General features: G+C 70.8%; 20 protein-coding genes, 3 tRNA genes and 1 pseudogene. 10 read left to right on the top strand and 14 right to left on the bottom strand.

Features of this window, described 5'->3' with window-relative positions:
- Nucleotides 1–1,199 (bottom strand): extracellular solute-binding protein (locus JAO81_RS26630; protein WP_199550493.1); only part of this gene is annotated, 1,199 nt, incomplete at its 3' end.
- A gap of 207 nt (nt 1,200–1,406) precedes the next feature.
- Here JAO81_RS26630 and JAO81_RS26625 point away from each other — a divergent pair.
- Nucleotides 1,407–2,231 (top strand): GntR family transcriptional regulator, encoded by an 825-nt coding sequence (locus JAO81_RS26625; protein ID WP_199550473.1) that lies wholly within the window; start codon nt 1,407–1,409, stop codon nt 2,229–2,231.
- 60 nt (nt 2,232–2,291) lie between these two features.
- On the opposite strand, the gene JAO81_RS26620 is transcribed toward JAO81_RS26625, so the two are convergent.
- Nucleotides 2,292–2,852 (bottom strand): TetR/AcrR family transcriptional regulator, encoded by a 561-nt coding sequence (locus tag JAO81_RS26620; RefSeq protein ID WP_199550472.1) that lies wholly within the window; start codon nt 2,850–2,852, stop codon nt 2,292–2,294.
- Nucleotides 2,853–2,947: 95 nt separating this feature from the next.
- Between JAO81_RS26620 and JAO81_RS26615 the strand changes: the two genes are divergently transcribed.
- Nucleotides 2,948–3,544, top strand: coding sequence for a DUF2867 domain-containing protein (locus JAO81_RS26615; RefSeq protein WP_199550471.1), 597 nt, complete (start codon nt 2,948–2,950; stop codon nt 3,542–3,544).
- Between the two features lie 96 nt (nt 3,545–3,640).
- Here the strand turns inward: JAO81_RS26615 and JAO81_RS26610 are convergent, their stop codons facing one another.
- The 3 genes from JAO81_RS26610 to JAO81_RS26600 all read right to left on the bottom strand — a co-directional run bounded on the left by JAO81_RS26610 (nt 3,641) and on the right by JAO81_RS26600 (nt 6,803).
- A complete protein-coding gene (locus tag JAO81_RS26610; RefSeq protein WP_199550470.1) occupies nt 3,641–4,435 on the bottom strand; it encodes an inositol monophosphatase family protein in 795 nt (264 codons plus the stop codon).
- Between the two features lie 68 nt (nt 4,436–4,503).
- Nucleotides 4,504–5,424: a factor-independent urate hydroxylase gene (gene pucL, locus JAO81_RS26605; RefSeq protein ID WP_199550469.1), complete on the bottom strand. Its 921-nt coding sequence runs from the start codon at nt 5,422–5,424 to the stop codon at nt 4,504–4,506.
- A 260-nt stretch (nt 5,425–5,684) separates the two neighbouring features.
- Nucleotides 5,685–6,803: a WD40/YVTN/BNR-like repeat-containing protein gene (locus tag JAO81_RS26600; RefSeq protein ID WP_374194355.1), complete on the bottom strand. Its 1,119-nt coding sequence runs from the start codon at nt 6,801–6,803 to the stop codon at nt 5,685–5,687.
- 353 nt (nt 6,804–7,156) lie between these two features.
- Here JAO81_RS26600 and JAO81_RS26595 point away from each other — a divergent pair, with 353 nt between their 5' ends.
- Nucleotides 7,157–7,573, top strand: coding sequence for an SsgA family sporulation/cell division regulator (locus tag JAO81_RS26595; protein ID WP_199550467.1), 417 nt, complete (start codon nt 7,157–7,159; stop codon nt 7,571–7,573).
- 48 nt (nt 7,574–7,621) lie between these two features.
- Here the strand turns inward: JAO81_RS26595 and JAO81_RS26590 are convergent, their stop codons facing one another.
- Nucleotides 7,622–8,449 carry an isocitrate lyase/phosphoenolpyruvate mutase family protein gene (locus JAO81_RS26590; RefSeq protein ID WP_199550466.1) on the bottom strand — a complete coding sequence of 276 codons (828 nt, stop codon included), beginning with the start codon at nt 8,447–8,449 and terminating at the stop codon, nt 7,622–7,624.
- Nucleotides 8,450–8,901: 452 nt separating this feature from the next.
- On the opposite strand from JAO81_RS26590, the gene JAO81_RS26585 reads away from it, so the two are divergent.
- From JAO81_RS26585 to JAO81_RS26575, 3 genes are all read left to right on the top strand, one after another.
- Entirely contained in the window at nt 8,902–10,539 is a 1,638-nt protein-coding gene (locus JAO81_RS26585; protein ID WP_199550465.1) for an ABC-F family ATP-binding cassette domain-containing protein, read from the top strand.
- A 198-nt stretch (nt 10,540–10,737) separates the two neighbouring features.
- Nucleotides 10,738–11,712 carry an acyl-ACP desaturase gene (locus JAO81_RS26580; RefSeq protein WP_199550464.1) on the top strand — a complete coding sequence of 325 codons (975 nt, stop codon included), beginning with the start codon at nt 10,738–10,740 and terminating at the stop codon, nt 11,710–11,712.
- A gap of 120 nt (nt 11,713–11,832) precedes the next feature.
- On the top strand, nt 11,833–12,687 hold the full coding sequence (locus tag JAO81_RS26575; RefSeq protein WP_199550463.1) for a hypothetical protein: 855 nt from the start codon (nt 11,833–11,835) through the stop codon (nt 12,685–12,687).
- A 24-nt stretch (nt 12,688–12,711) separates the two neighbouring features.
- Here JAO81_RS26575 and JAO81_RS26570 read toward each other — a convergent pair.
- Nucleotides 12,712–12,784: transfer RNA gene (locus JAO81_RS26570), tRNA-Trp, on the bottom strand.
- A 140-nt stretch (nt 12,785–12,924) separates the two neighbouring features.
- Here JAO81_RS26570 and JAO81_RS26565 point away from each other — a divergent pair.
- Nucleotides 12,925–14,314 (top strand): annotated as a pseudogene (locus JAO81_RS26565) (hypothetical protein).
- Nucleotides 14,311–16,122 (top strand): ATP-binding protein, encoded by a 1,812-nt coding sequence (locus JAO81_RS26560; RefSeq protein ID WP_199550462.1) that lies wholly within the window; start codon nt 14,311–14,313, stop codon nt 16,120–16,122. The pseudogene JAO81_RS26565 and the gene JAO81_RS26560 overlap by 4 nt, the downstream one beginning before the upstream one ends.
- 81 nt (nt 16,123–16,203) lie before the next feature.
- Here the strand turns inward: JAO81_RS26560 and JAO81_RS26555 are convergent, their stop codons facing one another.
- The 4 genes from JAO81_RS26555 to JAO81_RS26540 all read right to left on the bottom strand — a co-directional run bounded on the left by JAO81_RS26555 (nt 16,204) and on the right by JAO81_RS26540 (nt 19,097).
- Entirely contained in the window at nt 16,204–17,376 is a 1,173-nt protein-coding gene (locus tag JAO81_RS26555) for a ribonuclease inhibitor (protein ID WP_307813728.1), read from the bottom strand.
- Nucleotides 17,377–17,423: 47 nt separating this feature from the next.
- Nucleotides 17,424–18,902 (bottom strand): SDR family oxidoreductase, encoded by a 1,479-nt coding sequence (locus JAO81_RS26550; protein WP_199550460.1) that lies wholly within the window; start codon nt 18,900–18,902, stop codon nt 17,424–17,426.
- 28 nt (nt 18,903–18,930) lie between these two features.
- A tRNA-Asp gene (locus tag JAO81_RS26545) sits at nt 18,931–19,002 on the bottom strand.
- Between the two features lie 23 nt (nt 19,003–19,025).
- A tRNA-Ala gene (locus JAO81_RS26540) sits at nt 19,026–19,097 on the bottom strand.
- A 137-nt stretch (nt 19,098–19,234) separates the two neighbouring features.
- Here JAO81_RS26540 and JAO81_RS26535 point away from each other — a divergent pair.
- Nucleotides 19,235–21,694 carry a hypothetical protein gene (locus JAO81_RS26535; RefSeq protein ID WP_199550459.1) on the top strand — a complete coding sequence of 820 codons (2,460 nt, stop codon included), beginning with the start codon at nt 19,235–19,237 and terminating at the stop codon, nt 21,692–21,694.
- 49 nt (nt 21,695–21,743) lie between these two features.
- Here the strand turns inward: JAO81_RS26535 and JAO81_RS26530 are convergent, their stop codons facing one another.
- Complete coding sequence (locus tag JAO81_RS26530; RefSeq protein WP_165330327.1) at nt 21,744–22,004, bottom strand: WhiB family transcriptional regulator; 261 nt, start codon at nt 22,002–22,004, stop codon at nt 21,744–21,746.
- Nucleotides 22,005–22,121: 117 nt separating this feature from the next.
- Here JAO81_RS26530 and JAO81_RS26525 point away from each other — a divergent pair, with 117 nt between their 5' ends.
- On the top strand, nt 22,122–22,655 hold the full coding sequence (locus JAO81_RS26525) for a GNAT family N-acetyltransferase (RefSeq protein ID WP_199550458.1): 534 nt from the start codon (nt 22,122–22,124) through the stop codon (nt 22,653–22,655).
- Nucleotides 22,656–22,743: 88 nt separating this feature from the next.
- On the opposite strand, the gene JAO81_RS26520 is transcribed toward JAO81_RS26525, so the two are convergent.
- Both JAO81_RS26520 and JAO81_RS26515 read right to left on the bottom strand, forming a co-directional pair.
- Nucleotides 22,744–23,565: a GNAT family N-acetyltransferase gene (locus JAO81_RS26520; protein WP_199550457.1), complete on the bottom strand. Its 822-nt coding sequence runs from the start codon at nt 23,563–23,565 to the stop codon at nt 22,744–22,746.
- 223 nt (nt 23,566–23,788) lie between these two features.
- Nucleotides 23,789–24,184, bottom strand: coding sequence for a cupin domain-containing protein (locus JAO81_RS26515; protein WP_199550456.1), 396 nt, complete (start codon nt 24,182–24,184; stop codon nt 23,789–23,791).
- Between the last annotated feature and the right edge of the window lie 145 nt (nt 24,185–24,329).

Below are 24,329 nucleotides of genomic sequence, written 5' to 3'. Positions count from 1 at the left end.
ACCTCCGTCATGACCTCCTTGATCGGGTTGTTGGCCTCGACGGCCGCCCACTGCGGGGAGTTGGGGGCCGCGCGGCCGTTCGTGGCGCCCTTGGCCATGGCCGATGCGCCCGGGTCGGCTTCGAGCACGCCCGCCAGGGCCTTCTTGTTCGGCACGTAACTCATCGTCGTGGCCAGCTTCTTCTGCCACTCGTCGCCCGAGAGCGCCTTGATGAAGGTGTACGCCTCGTCCTGGTTCCCGGAGGCCTCCGGGATGATCAGGTCGGAGCCGCCGGTGAACACCGCGCCGGGCTTGTCGGCACTCTTGCCCGGGATCGGGAAGAAGCCGAGCTTGCCCTTGAGTTCCGGGTTCTCCTCCTCGATCAGCTTGGCCCCGCCGGGCACCGCGATCACCTGGGCGACATCGCCCTTGGCGACCACGCCCACCTGCGGCGGCTCGGCCTCGTCGGAGTCCTTCGGCCCCTTGCCGAGGGCCTGGAGTTCCTTGTAGAAGTTCATCCCGGCGAGCGCCTCGGGGGTGTCGAGGGCCCCCTTCCAGGTCTCGCCCTCCTGCACGGCGAGGTCGCCGCCCTCGTCCCAGATCATTCCGGCGAGGGTGTACCAGTTCTGCCCGGGCAGATAAATGCCCTGCTGCTTACCGGTGTTGAGCTTCTCCGTCGCGGCCAGCCACTCCTCGCGGGTGGTGGGCGGCTGCTCGATGCCGGCCTTCTCGTAGAGGTCGGTGCGGTAGATGACGACACGGTTCGCCGCGTAGTACGGGATGCCGTACTGCTTGCCGTCGACCTTGCCCGGTTCGGCGAGGCCCGGGATCCAGTCGCCGCCGCCGAGCTCCTCGACCTTGCCGCTGAGATCCTTCACGCCGCCGCTGGCCGCGTACTGGGCGACCTGGGTGTTGCCGACCTCGATCACATCGGGGGCGTCGTTGGAGGCGAGTGCCGCGGTGATCTTCTGGCCGATCCCGTTCCACTCCTGGATCTGGATCTTGGCGTCGATGGTGGGGTTCTTGGCTTCGAAGTCCTTCTCGAAGTCCTTCTGGAAGGCCTCGGAGACGCTGTCGCGCATCAGCCATACATCGATGGTGGTGCGCCCTCCGCCGCCCTTGCCCTTCCCGTCGCCCTTGTCGTCACTGCCACCGCATGCGCTGAGCGAGGCGGCGACCGCGAGTGCGGCGGCGCCTGCGAGGAGACGTGCTGTCTTCATGACCCAGCCCTTTCAGACCCACACAGAGATGACCAATTGGAAAGGTGACCAGTTGCTGATGGAGCAAGGTGGCATGGACCAATGAGGCCGTCAAGAGGGCTGAAACACTTGATAGTTGACCAGGTGAACGTCCCACGACTGCAAGCCTCGGCAAGGTTGACCACCTCACCAGGCAAACCAACTGGTCACCTCTGGTAAGGTCCGCCCATGGACGGTGAATCCTCAGGAGTGCTGAAACGGGATCGTGTACGGGAGTTCCTTCTCGAACTCGTCGAGTCCCGGCGTCCGGGCGACGCGATCCCCTCCGAGCGCACCCTGTGCGGCCGGCTCGGCGTCTCCCGGCCGACACTGCGGGCCGCGGTGGACGAACTCGTCGCCATCGGCGTGCTGGTCCGTGAGCACGGGCGCGGGATGTTCGTCGCGCCGGAGAAGATCACGCAGGAGATGGTCTCGGACGACCACTCCCTCGCACTCCCCCAGGCCTCCGGCACCTGGTCGAGCCGGCTGCTCGAATTCACCACGATGCCCGCAGGGGCCCGCGTGGGGCGCCGGCTGCACATCTCGCCCGCCGCCGAGATCACCTACGTGGCGCGTCTGCGTATCGTCGACGAGGCCCCGATGGCCATCGAATACCTGCATATCCCGGCCAAGTTGGTGCCGGGTCTGACCGCCGAGGAGCTGGAGGGCGGCGACCTCTACGAGCATCTGCGCACCCAGCACGGGGTGCACGTCCGCGACGCGACGCAGTCCATCGAGCCGACCGTCACCAGCGAGGCCGAGTCCCGCCTCCTGGACGTCCCCGTCCTCTCCCCCGCGCTCCTCTTCGAGCGCCTGACGACGGACACGTCGGGCCGCAACGTCGAGTACGTCCACTCCGTCTACCGCGGCGACCGCTACCGCATCGTCTCCCGCCTCACCCTGGGCGCGGCCTCCACCGCCGACGCCCACCACCCGGGGATGCCACCGGACGCGGCGGGGTTCGGGGCGGCGGTGCGCTCGATGACGCGGGGGGATGTGCACGGGGTGGACTAGGGGCGGTCGCCCCCGGAAGCCGCCGTCCGATCGCCTGCGCCGCAGCCACCGTCCGATCGCCTACGCCAGCAGTCGCTGTCTGATGAGCTCCATCACCTGCGCGCGGCTGTACTTGCCGTTGTCGGCGGCGTTGAGGTGGTTGCCGATCCGTACCGAGACCGCGAGCAGGCAGCGGACCTCCACCTCGTCCTCGTCGGGGCAGAAGGACGAGAACAGCGAACGCAGGTAGTCCATACGGCGGTTGTCGACGCGGCGCAGCCGCTCGGCCACGGCCGGATCGCGGCGGGCCCAGTCGCGGACCGCCATATCGGCGGTGACGCCCCGCACCGGCCCGTCGGTGGCGGCCGCGACGACCGCGAACAGCCGCTCGAGTCTGGCCCTGGCGTCCCCTCCGCCGCTCTCCACCTGCTCGATCACGCCCTCGGCGACCTCGTACTCCCAGGTGTCGAGCATCTCGTTGAGCAGTGCGGCCCGGTTGCGGAAGTACCCGTAGAAGCCGCCCTTGCTGACGCCGAGCGCCTGCGCGAGCAGCTCGATCCGGACGGCTTCGGGGCCGCCCGCGACCAGCGCCCGCAGGCCTTCCTCGATCCACTTCTCCCGTGGTGTGCGGGCTGCCGCCATGGGTGTGCGCCTCCTCACGTCGCGCCGAGTATACGGTGCCGTATAAATGGGTCTACGCTCGTTCTATACGCCACCGTATAGACAGGGGTTTGCTCATGCGACTTCCCCGAACCGCCCACACCCGGCTTCCTTGGCGCATCCACGAGATCGCCGGCGACTTCACCGTCGAGGACGTCTGGGCACTGCCCACGCCCGGCGGACCCGACGACTTCGTGTGGCTGGTGCGCCAGATCGCGGACGGCATGCAGGACGGGGTGAAGGGCGAAGGTCTGGTCTCCCGCGCGCTGTTCGCCATCCGCTGGAAGCTCGGTGCGCTGCTCGGCCTCGACAAGCCGGGTACCGGCGTCGACCACCGGGTGCCCTCCCTGCGCGACCGGCTGCCGGCGGACCTTCGCGAGGGCCCGCACGGACCCGGACTCGGCGCGTCCCCGTTCACCTCCCTGTACCTGCAAGGCGACGAGTGGGCCGCCGAGTTGGGCAACAAGACCGTGCATGCCGTGATGCACATCGGCTGGGTCCCGGACGGGTCCGGTGGCCACCGCGGGCAGATGGCCGTACTCGTGAAGCCGAACGGACGCCTCGGCACCCTCTACATGGCGGCCATCAAGCCGTTCCGCTACATCGGGGTGTACCCGGCCCTCATGCGCTCCATCGGACGCGAGTGGCAGGCGAACGCCGCGGTGCGTACCTGAACCATCCTGCGCGGGTGAACCGTCCTACGCGGCTGAACCGCCCTACGCCGAAGGACCGTCCTACGCAGCTGGACCGCGGGACGCGGTTCGAGATGATCAGCCGGCGATGAGCGCCATCAGCCGGCCATGGGTGGCCGCGTCGGCCGCCGCGACAAGTCCCCGTCCCCCGGCCCCGATCGGGCCGCCGTCCACTCCCGTGACCACACACCCGGCGGCTCGGCACAGCGCGATCCCGGCCGCGAAGTGCACGCCGGCGGACAGGTCCCCGCCGTCCGTGACGTAGGCGGCCCGTTTGCCGGCCGCGACCCACGCCAGAGCGAGGGAGGAGGAGACGACGCGTGGGCGGAAGTGCGCGATGAACTCCTGCTGGGCCAGCAGTTCGACCGCCCGGAATCCGGGCGCGCTCGGGAACGGCGGGTCGAGGTTGACGTCGACCAGACAGGTCGCGGGCGTCGGGGCGAGCGCGGTGTCCACGCCGTCCCTGGACGCGACCCAGGCACGCTCGCCGTCGGTGGCGAACACCTCGCCGCTGAACGGATCGGCCACGGCGGCTGCCCGGCCGGGCAGCGCGACGTTGACGGCCACGACCATGTTCCCGACCGCGTAGTTGAGCGTGCCGCACAACGGATCCACCAGCCACTCGCGCCCGGCGGACTCGGCGCCCTGCCGCCCGCCCTCCTCGCCGAGCACCGCGTCCTCGGGCCGGGCGGCACGCAGGACGTCGAGGATCGCCCGCTCCGCCGCCACGTCGGCGGCCGTGGCGAAGTCCCCGGCGCCCTTGTCGATCCGGTCCAGGTCCTGCCCGTACATGCCCCGTACGACAGCTGCTCCGGCGCGTGCGGCCGCGATCGCGACCCCGGAATCGTCAATCCCCGCCCATGAGTTGATCATCCCCGCACTCTAAAGGGCCCCCGCGATCCGCCCCCCGGCGGACCACAGGAGCCCCGGCGCGCGAGGTGTCAGGCCACGATCCAGTCGCTGGTCGCGATCACCGGCTGGACGCCGTCGCGGTGGATCGTGCCCTCGATGAGGCCGTACATCCGGTCCGCCGCGTAGTACACCTCGTTGTCGTTCTTGAGGCCGAACGGCTCCAGGTCGACGAGGAAGTGGTGCTTGTTGGGGAGGTTGAGGCGGACCTCGTTGACCTTCGGGCAGTGGTCGAGGACCCGGTCGGCCATCTGGTTCAGGGTCTGCTGCAGCGAGTAGCTGTAGGTCTCGGCGAACGCGTCGAGCAGGTGCGAGCGGACCTTCGCGTACGAGCGGTCCCAGTCGAACTCCTCGTCGGACGCGGCCGCCGCGGAGTACGCCCAGCGCGAGGTGACCTTGGTGGCCAGGATGCGGTCGTACGCCTCCCGCAGGGTCGTGTACTTGTCCTTGATGAAGCCGTGGAACTCCGAGTTGGTGGAGTTCATGACGGTCAGGTCCTTCAGACCGGAGATCACCTGGAGCTGACCGGTGTGCTCGCTGAAGGTGATCTGTGAGGTGCGCGTCTCCTGGCCCTTGCGGACGAAGGAGTGCTGCTCCTTGCGCGTGGGCACGGAGATCCGCTCCCAGGCGTACTCCTCGATCCGGATCTGCGCCTCGTGGATCGGCGCCTGCGAGGTCACGAAGTGCTTGGCGAGCAGGATGCCGAAGGCCTCCGGCGAGGTGATGCCGTGCTCCTTGGCGAAGGCGTAGACGGTGTTCTTCGTGGTGTCCGTCGGCAGGCAGTTGGCGTTGTCGCCGGTGAGGTGGACCTCGCGGAACTCTCCGCGCAGGGCGACCGAGACGTTCAGGTCGCGGATCTCGTGCCAGGAGCCGTCGCTGCCCTTGCGGGTGACGTGGACGATACGGTTCTCGGCCTTGCCGTACTGGTTCTGGGCGAGTACGTGCTTGGTCATCAGCCTGATCCTTCGGGTACGTGGATACGTCGATCCCGTACGCCCGGCGTCCAGCGCCTCGTCTCACGGGCGCTCCCCGCCGTCCGGTCCGCGCGGTGCGGGCCGCCCCGGGCCTGACGTGCATCCCGGTCCGTCGGTGCCTACGGATTGGAGCACGCCGGGGCGGTGGGCCGCAGGTGGCCGATCACCCAAGACGGGAGCGGGGGTCTTGTGCGGTCCGACAGGGCGTCCGCGCTCAACCCCCGCCCCCGGTAAGGGGCTTACGGCTCCAGCCGGGCGATCCGGCCCTTCTCGCCGGATGCCCAGCAGCCGAAGTCCTCGGCGCAGTCCACGGTGTCGAAGGACCCGGTGTCGAACGCCTTCCAGGTACGGCCGCCGTCGACGGTGACGTCCGTGCCCGTCGGACCGACCGCGAGCGCCACCGACTTCGTGTGCGGCACCCACGTCACACCGGAGCGGTAGGCGGGGACCGGCTCGGCGGAGGTCTCCCACGTACGGCCGCCGTCCCTGCTGACCGCGGACGCCTTCGGGGATGCCTGGTCGGCCCGGTAGTCGCCGCCGACGGCGATGCCCTGCGTACGGGAGCGGAACGCGAGCGCGAACACGCCCCGTGCCGGATCGCCCGCGGGAATCGGCGTCTCGGCCGCCGTCCAGGTCAGCCCGCGGTCCTTCGAGTGCAGGACGCGGGCGGTCGCCCCGCCGCCGGTCGCCAGCCACACATCGGAGCGGCCATGGCTGACCAGGCACTGCCCGCTCGCCGCGAACCCGGCCTCACCGGTCTGCGCCGGCGGCATGCCCTCGCCGGGCAGCACCCGCCAACTGCGACCGCCGTCGCTCGTGGACAGGATCCGGTACTTGCCGTCGACCGGATCGCTCATCGCGAGCCCGTTGCGGGAATCGAAGAAGGTGATGCAGTCGTAGAAGGCCCTGGGCTCGTCGTTGCGGAAGGCCTCGCTCCAGGTCTTCCCGCCGTCGTCCGTACGGAAGACCCTCGATGCCTCGCCCTCCCCGATGGCGAGCACCACGGCCCGCTTGCGGTCGAAGGCCTCGATGTCACGGAACTCCAGCTCTCCGGCGCCGGGCGGCGACACATCCGCCCAGCTCGCCCCGCCGTCGGTGGTCACCAGCACGGTCCCCTTGGAGCCGGCCACCCAGGCGGTGCTCCGGCTGACGGCGGCAAGGCCGCGGAAGCGCACTTCGGCGCCGCTGGGCTTGAGCTTCCAGCCCGGACCCTTCGTATACGTGGATACGCCGCCGTTGCCCGCGGCCGCCCCGCCGCTGTCCGCCGCGGCCTGGGCGGGACCGGTGAGCACCGCCGCCACCGCCGCGACACACGCCCCTGCGGCCACCGAGCGGCGCATGCGCCTCGACTTCCCCATAGCTGTCATGCGCGGCGAAGCTAGCCGACCGGGCGCGGGCCGTCCAGGGGGCGTGAACGCGTCAACCAGCACGGAAATGCGCGCCGTTGGACCGTGTGGGTGGGTGGATCCAGGTGTGCGACGTCAACTCCGCGGGTCCCCCGCGCGGCGGTCGCGCCCGCCCGCGTACGCCCCTAGCGTGACGCGAAACCCCGAGCAGCTTCGGATGGGCACGCCCCGCCGCCCCCGCACCCGATGCCGCTCGGCGGCGCGCGGTGACACACGTCACGGCACCGCGCGTGCACGGATTGAGGAATTCCGCCGTCTATTTCATTGCAGGCCCATCCAGCCAGCCGTCGTAAGGGAGCCAGGGGTTGTCCACCGTCATCGAGCAAGACGTCGAAGCTCGACTCGTCGCCGCCGCGCCGCGGATGCCCACGATCCCCGCGACGCTGTCCTACGACCGCAACGATCCCTTCGCCGTGCGCATGAGCTTCCCCGCGCCGGCCACGCTCGAGGGCGTGGACGTGTCCTGGGCGTTCGCACGCGAGCTGCTGATCTCGGGGATCGAGGGCCCGGCCGGTGAGGGCGACGTACGGGTGCGTCCGTACGGCTACGACCGCACCGTGCTCGAGTTCCACGCGCCGGAGGGCACCGCCGTGGTCCATGTCCGCACGGGCGAGCTGCGCCGCTTCCTCAAGCGCGCCACAGCCCTGGTCCCCGCCGGACGCGAACATCTGCATCTCGACGTGGACCAGAACCTGGCGGAGCTGCTCGGCGGCGCGTGCTGAGGTTCGGCACCCGCCGAGGCCCGGCGCCTGCGAGACGGGACCCGCCGCTCAGGCGAACAGCTCGTTGAGCTCCCCGTATTCGATCGCGCCCGCCATCTGCGTGTAGCCGCCGGTGGTCAGGACCTCCTTCGCGGCCCGCCGCACCAGGCCGTGCACGGCCTCCGCGATCCGCCCGCCGACGCTGATCCGCGCCACCCCGAGCCCCGCGAACTCGCTCACGCCGGGCGCCCCGGGGCCCGCCAGGACGTTCAGCGGCGCGTCGATCGCGTCGACCAGTTCCTTGACCGTGCCCAGGGCCACGACGCCGGGCACGAAGATCCCGTCGGCGCCCGCCTCCCGGTAGACCGCGGCCCGGCGCACCGTCTCCGCGAGCCGCCCCTCCCGCTCGCCCACCTGCCGCAGATACGTGTCGGTGCGCGCGTTGATGAACAGCGGCACCCCCGCCTCGTCCGCCGCCGCGCGAGCCGCGGCGATCCGCTCGGCCATCTCCTCGTCCGTGAGCAGCCCGGCACCGACGGAGTCCTCGATGTTGATGCCGACCGCGCCGGCCTCGAGGACCGCGTGCACGGTGACGGCCACATCCGCGGGCAGCGTGCCGTAGCCGCGCTCGATGTCGGCGGTCACCGGCAGCTCGACCGCCCCGGCGATCTTCCGCACCGCCTCGACCGCTCGGTCGCGCTCCAGGTGATCGCCGTCCGCGGCTCCCAGCTCCCACGAGATGCCCGAGCTGGTGGTGGCGAGGGCCGTGGCCCCGGCCTCCTGGACGATACGGGCCGAGGGGATGTCCCAGACGTTGGCGAGGACCAGCGGCTGTCCGGGGGTGTGCAGGGCGTGCAGGGCGCGGGCCTTGGCGATGAGTGCTGCGGTGTTCGTCATGCCCTCACTCAATCAAGCGCGCGGCCCTCGTCGCTGGCGGAAATCCGACATCGAGGTGCGGGAATCGGACATGACAGCGGGGCGCCTCGCGGGTCGGGGAGGGCACCGACCGGTCACCGGCAGAGATCGGTTGACAGTTCGACGAGCACCGTTCTACGGTGTAAGGGCTTCTGTTGCCGCCGATTGGAGAAGGACGTTGCTCGTCTGAGGTCCTGAGACACCGACCGCGCCTGATGCAGTGCTCGTTCACTGTGCGCGTCGTGTGCGACCTCGGCATATGAGCCGTCCCTCATGCGGAACAGGGCTTTTTTCTTTGCCCTGAGACGTCCCCCCGGTTCCTCGCGGAACCCTTCGTGGACCGTCCCGCCAGGGTCCCTCCCGCTCCGAGCCGTGGCCCGCGGTGTCTCGTACGTCGCCCATCACCCACCACGCGACCTCGAGAGGCAGCCCTCATGTCTACTTTCCCCACCTCTGTTTCCGCCACCGCGCTCGACTTCACCTGGCCCGACGGGACCGAGGTCTTCGCCGGTCTCCAGCTCGCCGTGGGCCCCGGCCGTACCGGCCTGATCGGCCTCAACGGCTCAGGGAAATCAACCCTGTTGAAGCTGATCGCCGGTGAGCTCACTCCGTCCGACGGTGCGATCCGGATCGCCGGCGAGGTCGGCTATCTGCCGCAGAACGTCACGCTCGACACCACGCTCAAGGTCGACGAGGCGCTCGGCATCGACCGGACCCGCGCCGCGCTGCACGCCATCGAGGCAGGCGACGCGAGCGAGGAGAACTTCACAGCGGTCGGCGACGACTGGGACGTCGAGGAGCGCGCCGTCGCGATGCTCGACCAGCTCGGCCTCGGCCACATCGGCCTCGACCGCACCATCGGCGAGGTCTCGGGCGGCGAGTCCGTACTGCTCAGACTGGCGGCGCTGCTGCTGCGGCGACCCGACGTCCTGCTGCTCGACGAGCCGACGAACAACCTCGACCTGTACGCGCGACGCCGGCTGTACGCCGCCGTCGAGGGCTGGTCCGGAGTCATGATCGTGGTCAGCCACGACCGTGAACTCCTCGACCTGGTCGACCAGATCGCCGATCTGCGGTCGGGTGAGGTCGTCTGGTACGGCGGCAACTTCACCGCGTACGAGGAAGCGCTCGCCGTCGAGCAGGAGGCGGCCGAGCGCATGGTGCGCGTCGCCGAGGGCGATCTGAAGAAGCAGAAGCGCGAACTGACCGAAGCGCACGTCAAGTTGGCGAAGCGGGTGCGCTACGGCAACAAGATGTATGCGCAGAAGCGCGAACCGAAGATCGTCATGAACGCCCGCAAGCGCGAGGCCCAGGTCTCCGCGGGCAAGCACCGCATGATGCACGAGGAGAAGCTGAAGGAGGCGAAGGAACGGCTCGACGAGGCGGTCGAGGCCGTACGCGACGACGACGAGATCCGTGTCGACCTGCCGTTCACCGCGGTGCCGCCGGGCCGGGAGGTCCTGACCCTGCGGGACCTGGAGCTGGCGTACGGCGCCACGGCGGGCGGATTCGATCTGCGCGGACCGGAGCGGATCGCCCTGATCGGGCGCAACGGAGCGGGCAAGACCACACTGCTCCGCACGATCACCGGCGAGCTCGCCCCGGTCGCGGGCGAGGCCGTGCCGCATGTGCCGCTGCGCTTCCTGCCGCAGCGACTCGACGTCCTGAACGACGCGTTGACGGTGGCGGAGAACGTGGCCAAGGCCGCGCCCGGCGCCACCAACAACCGGATCCGGGCGCGCCTTGCCCGCTTCCTGTTCAAGGGTGCGCGGGCCGACCAGCTCGCGTCGACCCTCTCGGGCGGCGAACGGTTCCGCGCGGCGCTCGCGGCCCTGATGCTCGCCGAGCCCGCCCCGCAGCTCCTGATGCTGGACGAGCCGACCAACAACCTGGACATGGCCAGTGTACGCCAGCTCACAGGCGCCCTCGACTCCTACGAGGGTGCGCTGATCGTGGCGAGTCACGATCTGCCGTTCCTGGAGTCGATCGACATCACCCGATGGCTGCTGCTCGACGGCGAGTTGAGGGACACATCCGTGGAGGAGGTTCGGGAGCTGATGGCCATGAACTGACGCGCCAGGGGTACGCGGGTGGCTGCTCCACCATTTTTCCCGTACCCCACGAGCAGGACAAACCGGACGGCGAGGGGCCCTGATCAGGGATCTCCTTTATGCGGCGCTTAACCTACGGTCTCGTAACCTACGAGTCCGTAGGTACGGCGTTCCTCCGCCATGCCTGCGCGTCCCCTGCCCCAGTCCCCAGGAGCACCCGTGACCCTCACCTCGCCCCACCTCGGCAGTCCGACCGGCTGGACGGACGCCCGGTTGCTGTACGCGCTGGAAGAGGTTGTGGAAACAGAGCTCAACCGGCATCTCAAGGTCACCAAGGACTGGATGCCGCACGAGTACGTCCCCTGGTCCGACGGCCGCAACTTCCCCGGCCTCTTCGAGGACGGGGAGGCCTGGGACCCCAGCCAGTCCAAGGTCACCGACATCGGCAAGATCGCCCTGGTCGTCAACCTGCTGACCGAGGACAACCTCCCCAGCTACCACCACGAGATCGCCTCCCTCTTCGGCCGTGACGGCGCCTGGGGCACCTGGGTGCACCGGTGGACGGCGGAAGAGGGCCGGCACGGCATCGTGATGCGCGACTACCTGCTCGCCTCGCGCGCGGTCGACCCCGACAAGCTCGAGCAGTTCCGCATGGCCCATATGTCCGAGGGCTTCGAGTCGGACAACCGGCACTCGATGCTGCACTCGGTCGCATACGTGGCCTTCCAGGAGCTCGCCACCCGTATCTCGCACCGCAACACCGGCCACCAGTCCGGTGATCCGGTCTGCGACCGGATGCTCGCCCGTATCGCCACGGACGAGAACCTGCACATGGTGTTCTACCGCAACCTCCTGAAGGCCGCGTTCGAGCTCGCCCCTGACCTGACCATGCAGGCCGTCCGCGATGTCGTCGTCAACTTCCGGATGCCCGGCCACGGCATGCCCGGCTTCGAGCGCGCCGCGGCCCAGATGGCCATCGGCGAGATCTACAACATGCGCATCCACCACGACGACGTGCTGTCGCCGGTCCTGCGCCACCTGAAGGTCCTCCAGATCGACGGCCTCGGCCCCGAGGGCCTCAAGGCCCAGGAGGAGCTGGGGATGTTCATGGACGGCCTCGACTCGGAGGCGAGCAAGTTCGACGCGAAGCTCGCGGCCCGCAAGGCGCGGATCGCGGCGCGCGCCAACGCCTGAGCGCTGAACGCTGGTTGAGGGGCGGACCGTCACGGTCCGCCCCTCCTGCCTTCCCGGATCACGGGCGCCTCTCGGGAACTCACTACTCAACAGCCCCTGACCTGCGGCATCATGCGCTGCATGGCGTACACCACCGCGCGGGAGCGCGCCGTCTCCTATCTCCTTTCGCTGGCCGACCCGGCCGATGCCGGCCGCATCGAGCAGCGCATCGGCCTGGCCCCGCAGAACGCGGTCGGGCACGGCCCGGAGACGGAGGCCGTCCGGCGGACGTGGTCCGCGGCACGGCACCTGCCGGTCTCCGTACTGCACTGGGTGATGCAGCAGGACGACCCCGAGCTCAATGTCCTTGTCTGCAGGCACCCTTCGGCCGACAACGCGATACGCCGCCAGATCCTGCGCGGGGTCCCGTGCGCGCCGGAGTCGAAGCGGTCGGTCCTGCGCGTCTCACCTCAGCTGAACCACGGCAGCGAGGAGGCTCCGCTGCCGGGGCGCTTCCATGAGCTGGGACTGATCGGCACGCTGCGTGCGGCGCACACCAGGGGCGCCGGGCGGTTGGCGGCGAGCATGGTCCTCGACCGGCACGACTGGGCCGTGGTGACGCGAGCAGACCTGGAACACCCGCTGCCCGGATACGCGCGCTGGGCGCTGGCCGTACGGCATGACTGCCCGCCCGAGCTGCGCCGGCAGTTCGGTACGCACGCCAAATTCCGCAACCGGGTGCTTGCGGCAGGGGCGTTCGACTCCCCGGAGCAGTTCGCCCTGGAGCACGCGCCTGCAGTGAATGTGCTGGCCGTGCTCTCCCTGGGGCACCGGCTCTTCCCGCAACGCCTGGCCGACGCTTCGGACGCGCTGCGTCCCCTCGTACGCGAGAACCTGGCCGGCCATACGGAGGCATGGGCGGTGCTCGCGCAGCTGGTGGAGGAATTCCAGGGCGGTGTCGAGGAGTTGGTGATCACCGCCGGAGCCGTGGCCTGAGACCTGGAGGGGGCGCCGAGGGGGCCGGGGTGGCTGGATTCGAACCAGCGTGACCCGGTTTTGGAGACCGGCGCGACTGCCTCTGCGCTACGCCCCCGACCCTTGCCGCGGATCATAGGCCCCTCCTGTCGTATGCGGCACCCGACTTGATCCACTGGGGGGGCGTAAAGCGGTCGTCCGTTGTCAGAACCTCCTGGTACCAATGACGCACGGGGACATCACGGGGGGGGTGGGGGCATGGAGGGGCGCCGGCGGCATGTGAGCGATCTCGCCGACCGCCGTGCCGTCGAGCGGTTCCGTCCGGCGGAGCCGGAGACGGTGGCGGAGGCGGTGCGGCTCAAGGAGGCCGCGCTGCTCGACTTCGGGCTGACCGAATCGGCGGTCGCGTCCGTGGCTGTATGCAAGGTCCCCCCACCAGATCCCGACGACCGGGGTGGACGCGGCGGCCGTCGTCGCCTCCGGTGACGGATCCTGTCTGCTCCTGTTCAACCCGGACTTCTTCGTACGACTCGGCCTGGACGGCGTGAAGTTCGTGCTGTTCCACGAGGCGCGGCACCTGGTGCACCGGCATCTGTTCACCGAGCCCGAGCTCCGGGCGGATCCCGTCTTCGAGCTGGCGGCCGAGGTGGCCATCAACCATGTGGCGTTGGTGCGCCTCGGCCGTGACGCGCTGCCGCTGCTCGACGACGTACCGACCGGTGTCGACCCGCGGCGGGTGCACGCGCTCTATGAGGCCGACTTGCGGACGCAAGGCCTCGCGCACCTTCCGTACGAGGAGTTCGTGCACACGGATCTGCGCGTCTACGGCGAGCTGCGCCGGATGAAGCATCCGCCGGTCGCCGCACCCACGCTGTGCGTGCATATGACGCACGGCGCGCTGCCCGCCGATCCGGAGACCGTCGGCGCCGTCTCCTCATCGGTACTGCTCAATACGCTGCTCGCCGCGCGCCGTGGACACCGGGGCGCGGAGGCGGAGTTGCTCGATCTGATGGGGCGCACGGAGGACTCGGCGGGCGCCGCGAAGCACTGGGGGAATCTCGGCGCGGGCGTCCTGCGCGGCGAGACCAGCCGCACCCGCAGGATCGACTGGTGGCAGCGCTGGCTGGTCGACGTGCTCGGCTCCAAGCTGGCCGACGGTGAGCGGCTCGTCTATCCGAAGAAGCGCGGCGCGCTGCTCGCGGCGCTCGGCCAGGACCCGACGCTCTCACGGCGCGGACCGGTGCGCCACAAGGTCCTGGTGATCGCGTACGACACCTCCGGCTCGATGCCCGACGAGGTGCTCGCGTGGCTGACCACCTTGGTCGGCGAGATCGACGGGGTCGAGGCGCACTGGCTGGCGTTCGACGCCGAGGTCTGGCCGTTCAAGCCCGGTGAGCGGGTGCTGGGTGGCGGCGGCACGAGCTTCCAGGTCGTCGTCGACTATGTCGAGGGCCGCGGCACGGTCGGCGGACGGCCCTTTGAGGAACGGCCGGACGCGGTGGTCGTCCTCACCGACGGCTATGCGCCCCCGGTCACCCCCGCGGACCCGGACGCGTGGATCTGGCTGATCACCGAAGGCGGCCACGACTGGCCCGAGACCCACTCCCCCGCGATGGACTGCCATCGCGTCACGACAGGATCGAGATGACGAGCACCACCACCGAGCACCCGGCCCGGCCGCGGCGGGTCCTGTCCCGGCTCGAGGAGTTCATCGACGCGATGATCGACCTCGGGCAGACCGGCCAGATCTTCGGCGAGCACGGCATCGGCAAGACGGCCACGTTCTTCTCGTACGTGGAGGAGTCGCGCCCCGAGGCGACGCTGGTCTATGTACCGGCGGCCAATCTCACGCCGGACGACCTCCTGGTGAACGCTCCGGTGCGCGATCCGCGCACGGGTGAACTGGTGCTGCGCCAGCTGGTGATGAGCCAGCTGAAGCCGGGCCGGCCGTTCGTGCTGCTCATCGACGACTCGCTGCAGGCCGGCGACACCATCCAGTCGCAGCTGATGCAGATCGCCTGCGACTGGACGCTCGGGGAGCACGATCTGCGGGCGCTCGGCTGTATCGGTGTCTTCCTCACGGACAACGAGTCGCTGGCCGAGACCTCCGCCCGGCGCAGCGACCTCGCGCTGCTCGACCGGATGGTGACCTTGCGGATCGGTGCCAACGACACCGCGTGGCGGGAGCATCTGGCGGCGAAGTACCGGGAGTGGGACCTCACCGGGGTGTTCACCGTGTGGGCCGCACTCAGCCCGTCGCTGCGCGAGCTGCTCTCGCCCCGGACCCTGGACCACATCCTGGCCAACGCCCGCGAAGCCTTTCCGCTGCGCTGGGGGCTGCCGCTGGTGGGCGGTGAGCGGCTGCGCCTCGAGGACCCCGAGGCGCAGGGCGCGGGCAACCGCACGTCCGAGATCCTCGACCGCATCGCCGAGGCCCTCGGCGTACCGAATCCGTCCCGTATCGCGGATCCGGTACGGCAGGTGGTGCGGGCCGCGCTGCGCAACCGCTGGACGGTCCTGCTCCAGGGTCCGCCGGGCTGCGGCAAGACGGAGCTGGTGCGCGAGACGGTGCGTGAAGGGCTGAACGGCCGTGATCCGCTGTACTTCTCGCTGCCGGTGACCAATGTCGAGGACCTGTGCGCTCCGGTGCCCTCGGCCGACGGCTCCCTTGACAACCTCCTCGCCGCGCCCTTCACCGGACCCGAGCCCAAGGCGATCGTGTGGGACGAGTACAACCGGCCCAAGGACAAGGCCGCGTTCGCGAAGCTGATGGAGATCACGCAGGAGTGGTCGCTCGCCGGGCGGCGGATCGCGAACCTGCGGGCGCAGATCGCGGTGCAGAACCCGCCGTACCACCTGGGCCGCAAACTCCTCGTGGCGCGCAACAACATCGCGCAGGCCTCCCGCTTCACCGCGTCCCTGACGGTCGAGCCGGGCGACATCCCGGCCAATGAGTGGCTGATACGGCAGTACGGCGCCGATGCCGAGACGGTGCTCGAGTGGTGGAAGCACGATATCGACGAGGACGGCCGGGCCTGGATCACCAAGCGCACCCTGGAGCGGCTGATCAAGCTGCACCGCAAGGGACTTCCGCTGTACATGGCGACGGTCTATCTGGGCGACGGCGAGTACGCGCCGGTGCCGCTGACCGCACTGATGGACCGGCTCGCGCAGCGGCAGGTGACCGGGCTGCGCGAGCTCGCCCGGGATCTGCCGGGCTGGGAGGAGCGGCTGCGCAAGGCGGCCGCGCAGACGAGCGAGGGCGCCGACGACACGGACGTCGTGCACCAGGTGCTGGCGAACGCCGAGCTGTCCCAGCTGCGCAAGCACCGTAAGGCGGTGACCCGCCTGGTGGCCCTGCTGCCGGCCAAGCTCCGGGCGACGTATCTGGTCGGGGCGGCGCCGGAACAGCAGCGTTTCTGGACGGAGGTGTTCGTCTCGCTGCGCAAGCGGTGAGCCGGGGCCGCGGTCAGGTCGAGCCGGGCGGCGGTCAGGTCGAGCCGACCCGGGCCGCGGTCAGGTCGAGCCGGGCCGCGGTCAGTTCTCCTCTGCGGGCGGCGCGGTGCGGTGCACGCTGCGTACGGCGGCGATCGCGTCGGGAAGCGCCGGGGCGGGGACATGAGCGCTCAGCTCGTTGAGCCGCCGTTTGATGCTGGACGCGACCGAGGAACCGAGCACGAAACGGGTCGCGGTGGCGGCGTGCACGGCGGTGTCGAGGAGCCGGTGCGCCTCGCGGCTGCGCAGTCCCGTATGGCTCAGGACCAGGTGGACGAGGCGGTGTTCCTGTCCGGCGAGCGTCTGGGCGACCGCCGTGGCCGCGGCAAGGTCCAGGTGGTTGTCGGCCGCCGCGAGGGTGCGGGCAGCGCGGACACGGCCGAGGTCGAGTACCTCGACGCCGGCGGTGGTCGCGGCCGCTACCAGCCGGGCCGCGGCAAGCGGTCCGATGCCGTTGCTCGCCACGGAAAGCCGGGTGAGCCGCCCGTACGGAGCCCGGTCGAGCGCTTCCGCCAGGTGCCCGGCGCCAGCGTCGCCCAACTGCGCCGCGGATACGTACAGTTCACCGACCGCGCCCGCCGAGACCAGCGCGCCGAGCACGTGACCGCCCGTGGCACCCAGCGGGTTGCCGCCGACGAAGAGCCGCTCCACCGTGCGCCCCTCGACCGTGGCCGCGAGCAGCGCGTCCACGAGCACGGCGAGACCGGCCGGTTCCAGTCCGGTCTGGACGAGGTCGAGCGTGCGCAACGTACGGACCGCTTCGATCAGTTGGGCCGCCGCCTGTCCGCCGGCCGGGCCCAGAGGGTTGCGCTTGAGCCAGAGTCCGGCCACCACGGTCGGTGAGGCACGCAACCGGTCGGCGATTCGGCAGGCTCCTGGGGCGGTGATGCCGTTGCAGCCCAGGTACAGCGTCTCGACCCGCCCGTGTTCGGCCGCGCCCGTCGCGGCGACGGCACCCTCGTCCCCCAGCCCGTCGGTGCCGAGCAGCACATGACGTACCGGGGCGTGGGGGTCACCGTCCGATGCCCGCGCCGACTCCCGCAGGGCGTCGGCGACCAAAGCCGCACCCTCCGCGCCGAGTTCCTGTTTGCACAGGTCGAGGCGGCCGTCGGGCAACGCGGTGCCGGCCGTGAAGTCCAGGCGCCGCTCGGCTCTTTCGCCGCCCCGCAGCCAGTCGAGCAGCGGCGTGAGGTCCGCGAGTGGCCGGGGCGCCACGCTCGGCACCCCCGCAAACGGCTGCTCGGGCCGATCCTCGGGCCCGGTCACCACGCCGCCTCCCGATAGTCCTTGAGGAACACACCGGAGACCGGATCCCCGGCCTCACCGCGCACGATCGGGTCGTACACCCGCGCCGCTCCGTCCACGATGTCCAGCGGGGTGCGGAAGCCCGCCCCGGCCATCCGGGACTTCTTGGGCGCGGGGTTCTCGTCGGTGATCCAGCCCGTGTCCACGGCGCACATGTGCACGCCCTGGCCTGCGAGTTCGGCGGCGCTGGTGCGGGTCAGCATGTTCAGCGCGGCCTTGGCCATGTTGGTGTGCGGATGGCCGGCCATCTTGTTGCGTACGGCGAACCGGCCCTCCACGGCGGTGACGTTCACGATGTAGCGACGCGGCCGCGGTGAGGCGAGCAGCAGCGGCAGCAGCCGGTCGCAGAGCAGCGCCGGAGCGAGCGCGTTGACCAGGTGCGTCTCGAGGACCTCGGCCGGATCGAGTTCGCCGAGCTTGGCGGACCAGGAGTTCGCGGGGGCGGGATCGGGCAGCAGTCCGGCCTCGTCGACCTCTCTCAGGACACCTGCCGCGTCGACCTCTCTCAAGGCGCCTGCCGCGTCGACCTCGCGCAGCACCAGGTCCAGCGCTCCGCGGGCGCCCGGCCCGGGCTCGCGTACCGGACGGAAACCCGGCGCCGGCCAGGCACCGGGCGGCAGTTGATCCGTCTCCCCGGCACTGAGCAGGGCGTACGACTCCGGCGGTCGGCGCACGGTCTGGGCGGCGTTGTTGACGAGGATGTCGAGCGGTGCGCCGTCCGCCCTGAGCCGTTCGCACAGGCCGAGCACCTGGCGGGGGTCGCGCAGATCCACGGCGACGACGGTGAGCCGGTCCAGCCACTGCCCGCTGCCCTCCGCGGCACGGAAACGGCGCACGGTGTCCTGCGGAAACCTGCTGGTGACCGTGAGGTGGGCGCCGTCGCGCAGCATCATCAGGGCCAGCTGGAAGCCGATCTTGACCCGGCCTCCCGTGAGGAACACCCGTCGGCCGGTGAGGTCGGTGCTCAGGGCGCGCCGGGCACGGTTCTCGGCGGCGCAGCCGGGGCAGAGCCGGTGGTAGAAGCCATCGACCTCTCGATAAGACGACTTGCAGACGTAGCAGGCCCGCGGTTTGCGCAACAGGCCGACGGACGCGCCCTGTTCGCCGGAGTCGGACAGCGGGGCGTCCTCGCGCCGGTCGGCGGCTCCGGTCCCGGTGCGGGCCATCAGCTCCGCGTCGCCGGCCGAGCGTTCGGCTCCGCGTGCCTTGCGCCTACGCAGCCGCCCGTCCCGCGCGAACGACGCCGCGACCTGTTCGGCGCGCAGCCGTACCGGATCGTCCACCGGCAGGGCCCGCAGCTTCCCCACGAGCTGATCGAACCGGGCGAGTTCGGCGGCGGACAGGCCCGCGACCGCCGCGGGATCCCCCTCGTCCTGCGGCAGATCCGCGAGCGTCGTCGCGTCCCCGGCCACCTCGTCGCCGTCGCTTCCGGCCATCCCCACCCCGTCGCCCTCGGTCGCTGTGTGATCCCGGCCGGATTCGAACCGGCGTACCCGCCCTGACAAGGCGGCGCGCCTGCCTCTGCGCTACGGGATCCCGGGCCTCGGCCCCTGACGCTGCCCGGACGGCCGGATTCGAACCGGCGTACCCGCTCTGCAAAAGCGGTGCGCCTGCCTCTGCGCTACGCCCGGACAGCGCCGTCATCCTAAAGCCTGAACCTCACCCGTCCCGCTGGTGGTCCACTGGCCGCACACATCCCAGGGGCCCCTCCGAAACCAGGCCGAACCACCCGGTTTACGAACCACCCGCCCGGTGCCACGGTGCCCCCATGGCACAGACCCATGAGTGGATGTTCTACGAGGTCATGTGGCGCGGTTGGACGCGCAAAGCGCTGCCGGTCCCGTGGTGGGCGCGGCAGGCGTTCCGGGCGTGGAGCGATGAGTTCGACCGCGGGACGTACGAGTCGAAGGAGGCGGCGTTCGCCTCCAACGCCCTGTACCGGTACTGGCACATGGTGGGGGTGAAGGACCACCACCAGGAGAGTCTGATCGGGCAGGCCGGCGAGGTGGAGCCGGTGTACGACAAGTACGTGCTGTCGTTCTTCCTGTACGACCCGGCCACCGGGCTCACCCACCTTCCGCAGCTCGCGGACGGCGAGGCGGTCGAGCAGCGGGTCCTCGAGCCGCATCTGCCGACGGTCGTCAGCACCTACCGGGCCGACCATCACGTCACGCTCGCGGAGCGGATCTTCTCGGCGCCGGTCGGTGCACGGCAGCGGGCGGTGACCGTCGTACAGGCCGGCGCGCGGTCGACCGACGGTGCGCCGAGGGAAGGGTGGCTGTGCGCCGCCGTCGTGCCCGCGGGACCGAGCGGATTCCAGCGGCACGACCGGCAGGGGCGCCTGCTCACGGACCGGCGCCTTACGCAGCTGCGGTACGCGGCGGACCAGTCCCTCGTCGAGACGAACACGGGCTGGGGGCCGGTGTTCGACACGGCACCCGAGCAGTTCGGTGTGTACGGCAACCCGGACCACTCGTACGACCCGGAGAGCTATCTCGTCCGCAGTCCGTTCCACGATCTCGCCCACGGCGGCAAGCTGAACGGGTCGGCGCTCGCCGAGGACCAGATCGCCGGTCTGTGCTCGGCGGCCTTCGTCTGGCCGTTCCGTGTCACGGGCGAGGAGGAGTTCCAGGTCACGGTGCGGCTGCCGGTCGACACGTTCCAGGGGACCGACGATCTCGCCGAGCTGCGTTCCGTATCGGCTGACGAGCTGCATACCGCTCATGAAGCGTTCTGGGACCGGAAGATCAAGGGCAGTGGTCCCCAGCCCGAACTGCCCGGCGGCGTCTTCCATCTGGGCGCCCTGTTCCGGCAGACGCGCGCGCAGCTGCTCGTGCTCTCCGACCACGGGGAGATCCACCCGGGGCCGACCGTCTACGACTCGTTCTGGATACGGGACTCCTCCGTCGAGGCCACCGCCTGCTCGCTGGTGGGCGACGAGGCCCTGGCCGAGCGGCAGTTGGGGACCCACTATCCGCTGAAGTTCAACCAGGGCGGCGGACGGATCGGGCCCTGTGCCGAGTACGGCTTCTTCGGCGGGCCGCACGAGCGCGACGACCGGGAGTGGGACTCCAACGGGCAGGCGCTGTGGGCCATCGGGCGCTACGACCGGACGCACCGCGGCAGTGGACTCGGGGCCAGGCTGTACACCCCGTACGTACGGGACGGAGCGCGCTGGCTGCGCGACAACCGCGACGGCTACGGGCTGCTGCACAGCGGCTGGAGCGCCGAACATCTCGGCGAGCGCGACAAGCCGCACTACTGGGACGACCTGTGGGGTCTTGCCGGCCTGTACGAGGCAGCCCGGCTCGCCGAGCGGATCGGGGCGCCCGAAGTGGCGGAGCTGTGGGGCGCGTTCGACGACCTGAAGGCCGCGACGGCCGCCTCGGTGCGCTGGGTGCTCGGTGAGCAGCGGCGGCGCGGGGAGTGGGAGACGTACATCCCGACCGGGCCCGGGGACGTGGGGCGGCGCGACTCCACGATGATCGGGGCGGCGGCGTACTTCCATCCGCTGCGCCTGCACATGGGCAACAAACTGGGTGACGACATCGACCGCGCCGCCCGGCACACCCTGGACACCATGTACGCCCGCTTCGTCACCGGCGGCTTCCGCCATGACGCCGCCTGGAACGCGTACGGGCCTTATCTCACCCTGCAGTTGGCGCACGCGTACCTCTTCGCGGGCGAACCGGAGAAGACGGACCGGCTGCTCGGCTGGACCGTGGACGCGGCGTTCCCGAGGGCGGGCGGACAGGCGGCGGCGCTGGGCGCGTGGAACGAGCAGCACGCCTACTCCGTCGCCTCCGATTTCGCCGAGGTGCCGCCGCGGCCCTGGTACATGGGCGACATCCCGCACGGCTGGGCGGCCGCCGAGTATCTGCTCCTGCTGCGCGACATCCTCTTCTTCGAGGCGGACGAGGACCGCGATCCGCACCTCTACATCGCCCCGGGAGTACGGCCGCACTGGCTCGGCGAGGGCGAGACGATCGGGATCGACCGGGCGCCCACGCTGCTCGGCGAGGAGTTCGGCTACCGGCTGACGCATAGGCCCTCCGAGAGCCGGGTCACCGTGGAGATCCTGCGGGCGCCGCGGGGGGTGCGCTTCGTGTATCCGTGCCGGTTCGGGCGGGTCACGGAGGTGTCCGCGGACGGGGAGCCCGTCCAGGTCACCGGTGACGATGTACAGGTCCCCGCAGGGGTGCGGCACTTCGCGGTCCAGTACGCCTGAAGGTCGTGGCCGCGTACGCCTGACGCATAGGGCCGCGTACGCCTGATGGTCAGGGCCGCGTACGCCTGAGGGCGTGCCGCTCCTTCTCGGAGAGGCCGCCCCAGACGCCGAAGCGCTCGTCGTGGGTGAGCGCGTAGTCGAGGCAGGCGGCGCGGCCCGCGCACGAGAAGCAGATGCGCTTGGCCTCGCTCACGGAGCTGCCGGGCTCCGGGAAGAAGAACTCCGGACCCGTCTGGGCACAGAGCGCGTCCTCGTGCCAGGCGGGCGCGGCGGATGTGGGGGTGGGGGTGTCTGCGGTGGTGCGGGGCATGGGGTGAGCCTGACGGGTGGCGCAAAACGTTCCCTGAACGAGCGATCAACGGGTGGGCGACGGCCTGGCCAGGGGCCGATTACCGGTGAGGCGGCCGCCTTGGGCAAGATGGGCGCCATGACCGAGATCCGCACCCCCCGCCTCATCCTCCGCCGCTGGCACGACAGCGACCTCGTCCCCATGGCGGAGATCCACGCGGACCGGCGGGTCATGCGCTGGATCGACGACGGTTCGGTGCGTGACCTGGACGCCACGGCGGAAGATATCGAGCGGTGGGAGGAGGAGTGGGACGAGGAGGGCTTCGGCCTCTTCGCCGTCGAGCTGATGGCCTCGGGCGAACTGGCCGGGTTCGTCGGCCTGTCCCTGCCCGAGTTCCTGCCGGAGGTCATGCCCGACGTGGCGATCAGCTGGCGGCTCGGCTCGCAGTTCTGGGGCCAGGGCTACGCGTCCGAGGCCGCCCACGCCACGCTGGAGTTCGCGCTGCAGGACCGCGGCCTCGACCGCGTCATCAGCATCAGCCGGATCGGCGACGAGGCCTCGGCGAACGTGATCGACAAGCTCGGCATGGTGGCGGAGCACGAGACGGTCCACCCGGTGTACGACGTCCCCTTGCAGATCCACAGCATCGACCTCACGGAGTTCCAGGCCTGACCGCCGGCCCTGACGTCACAGCGCCCGTCATGGGTGAGGACGCCTCGACGCCCTCAGGGGTACAGGCTCCGCACTGCGGGTTCCGCGTTCAGGCTCGGCCGATCGCATGCTCCGTGTACTGCCCGCACTCCCGGAAGCCGAGCCGGCGGTACACGGGCTCGCCCGCAGCGGAGGCCTGCAGCACGGCTACCCGGTAGCCGTGCGCCAGCGCGGCGCGCAGGGCGGCCAGGGTCAGGGCGCCGCCGTGGCCGCGGCGGCGGTGCGCCGCCAGGGTGCAGATGTTGTAGAGGCCCGCGACCCCCGCGTACAGGAAGATCTCCGCCGTGGCTACGGGCCGGCCGTCCTCGTAGCCGACAAGGCAGCGCGCCGGGCAGTCGGGCGCGAGGAGCCGCTCGGCGGTGCGCAGGTAGAACGCCGGGACGGTCGGCGACGGCGGTGACCAGTTGGCGGCCACGACCTCGGCGTAGTCGGCGAGTTGGGCGGGCGTACGGACCATCCGGATGTCGAGCCCGTCCGGCTGCGGCTTCGGTACGGTCTCGTCGAGCTCGGCCCACATGGCGCTCGACCGCTCGGTGGCCGGGAGTCCCGCGGCCGTGAGGAGCGCCGACAGTTCCCCGGGCGCGGAGGCCGGTCCGACCCACCACGAGAAGGGCCGTCCTCGTGCCTCTGTCTCGGCGAGCGTCTCCGCGATGCGACGGTCCACGTCCTGCGGGGCGAACCGGGCCGCGGCCACGATGTTGAAGGTGTCGTCCGGCAGCCCGCTGTCCGCGATCAGCAGGTCGCCGGCTTCTCTGACGCTCGCACCCGGCAGGCCGCGGTGCAGGTGGCAGGCGCGCTCGGCGAGATTGCGCTCACCCGCCGCGGGCAGGTCGGCCGGGGCGGGGCTGAAGGGCGGAGTGCGGCGCCTCATGGGTCACCAGTGTGGTGGACGGCCGCGTGACGTGCGGCCGGGTCGGCTTTCTCCACGCCGGGCGATTTCGGTGCGCCGATCCGCGTACGGCGCTGTGCGCTGTGTGACCAGTACGTTGCTGTGCGCTCTGTGCCCAGTACGTTGCTGTGCGCTCTGTGACCGGTACGGCGCCATGCGGTCGGTGACCGGTACGGTCCCGGCCCCCGTCCCCGCCCTGTCCCCGTCAGGCCACGGCCTGCAGGTGGCGCTTGTCGCGCCCCGGGGTGCGCTTGGCGCGCGGAAGCCGGTCGGCGGCGGGGCCCCGGGTGAGTACCGCGAGCAGGGTCGCCGGGCGGCTGGTGCGGTTGGCCAGCGTGAACAGCTGACCGCGGGGCACCATCACACACGCGCCGGGCCGCAGCGTGATCTGCGTACGGCCGGGATCGCCGACCTCCACCTCGCCGTCGACCCCCGTGAGCAGCACCTCGGAATCCTCGTAGACATGCGCCTGACGCGCGGCGCCGGCGAGCAGCTGGATCCGCGCGGCGGCCAGTTCCTCGAAGGGCGCGCCCTTCGGGTCGAGCCGGGTGACCGGCTCACCGTCTCGTACGGCCGTGGTGTCTATGCGGATCGGGTACATCGAGGGCTCCCGGAGGCGGGCGACGGTTCTGCCGTACGGAAGCACTCAGGCCCCGCACAGCACGCTCCCCGATTATCGCATCTCGGACATTTCCCCCTCCGGGTAGGTCCGGATACGCGGCCGGGGGCCTCACGAAGAGGCCCCC

It is taken from the genome of Streptomyces sp. N35 (genome assembly GCF_016464295.1).
Classification (GTDB): domain Bacteria; phylum Actinomycetota; class Actinomycetes; order Streptomycetales; family Streptomycetaceae; genus Streptomyces.
Note: the sequence above shows the minus strand (reverse complement) of the source record. Positions and strands in the feature narration are given on the sequence as shown.

Excerpts from the sequence above, each read along its gene's own strand:
- pucL (WP_199550469.1), bottom strand. The coding sequence starts at position 5,424 with ATGACCAAGCACGTACTCGCCCAGAACCAGTACGGCAAGGCCGAGAAC.
- JAO81_RS26520 (WP_199550457.1), bottom strand. The coding sequence starts at position 23,565 with ATGAGGCGCCGCACTCCGCCCTTCAGCCCCGCCCCGGCCGACCTGCCC.
- JAO81_RS26550 (WP_199550460.1), bottom strand. The coding sequence starts at position 18,902 with ATGGCCGGAAGCGACGGCGACGAGGTGGCCGGGGACGCGACGACGCTC.
- JAO81_RS26530 (WP_165330327.1), bottom strand. The coding sequence starts at position 22,004 with ATGCCCCGCACCACCGCAGACACCCCCACCCCCACATCCGCCGCGCCC.
- JAO81_RS26610 (WP_199550470.1), bottom strand. The coding sequence starts at position 4,435 with ATGATCAACTCATGGGCGGGGATTGACGATTCCGGGGTCGCGATCGCG.
- JAO81_RS26620 (WP_199550472.1), bottom strand. The coding sequence starts at position 2,852 with ATGGCGGCAGCCCGCACACCACGGGAGAAGTGGATCGAGGAAGGCCTG.
- JAO81_RS26600 (WP_374194355.1), bottom strand. The coding sequence starts at position 6,803 with ATGGGGAAGTCGAGGCGCATGCGCCGCTCGGTGGCCGCAGGGGCGTGT.
- JAO81_RS26535 (WP_199550459.1), top strand. The coding sequence starts at position 19,235 with ATGGCACAGACCCATGAGTGGATGTTCTACGAGGTCATGTGGCGCGGT.
- JAO81_RS26575 (WP_199550463.1), top strand. The coding sequence starts at position 11,833 with ATGGCGTACACCACCGCGCGGGAGCGCGCCGTCTCCTATCTCCTTTCG.
- JAO81_RS26585 (WP_199550465.1), top strand. The coding sequence starts at position 8,902 with ATGTCTACTTTCCCCACCTCTGTTTCCGCCACCGCGCTCGACTTCACC.
- JAO81_RS26525 (WP_199550458.1), top strand. The coding sequence starts at position 22,122 with ATGACCGAGATCCGCACCCCCCGCCTCATCCTCCGCCGCTGGCACGAC.
- JAO81_RS26615 (WP_199550471.1), top strand. The coding sequence starts at position 2,948 with ATGCGACTTCCCCGAACCGCCCACACCCGGCTTCCTTGGCGCATCCAC.
- JAO81_RS26625 (WP_199550473.1), top strand. The coding sequence starts at position 1,407 with ATGGACGGTGAATCCTCAGGAGTGCTGAAACGGGATCGTGTACGGGAG.
- JAO81_RS26515 (WP_199550456.1), bottom strand. The coding sequence starts at position 24,184 with ATGTACCCGATCCGCATAGACACCACGGCCGTACGAGACGGTGAGCCG.
- JAO81_RS26560 (WP_199550462.1), top strand. The coding sequence starts at position 14,311 with ATGACGAGCACCACCACCGAGCACCCGGCCCGGCCGCGGCGGGTCCTG.
- JAO81_RS26590 (WP_199550466.1), bottom strand. The coding sequence starts at position 8,449 with ATGACGAACACCGCAGCACTCATCGCCAAGGCCCGCGCCCTGCACGCC.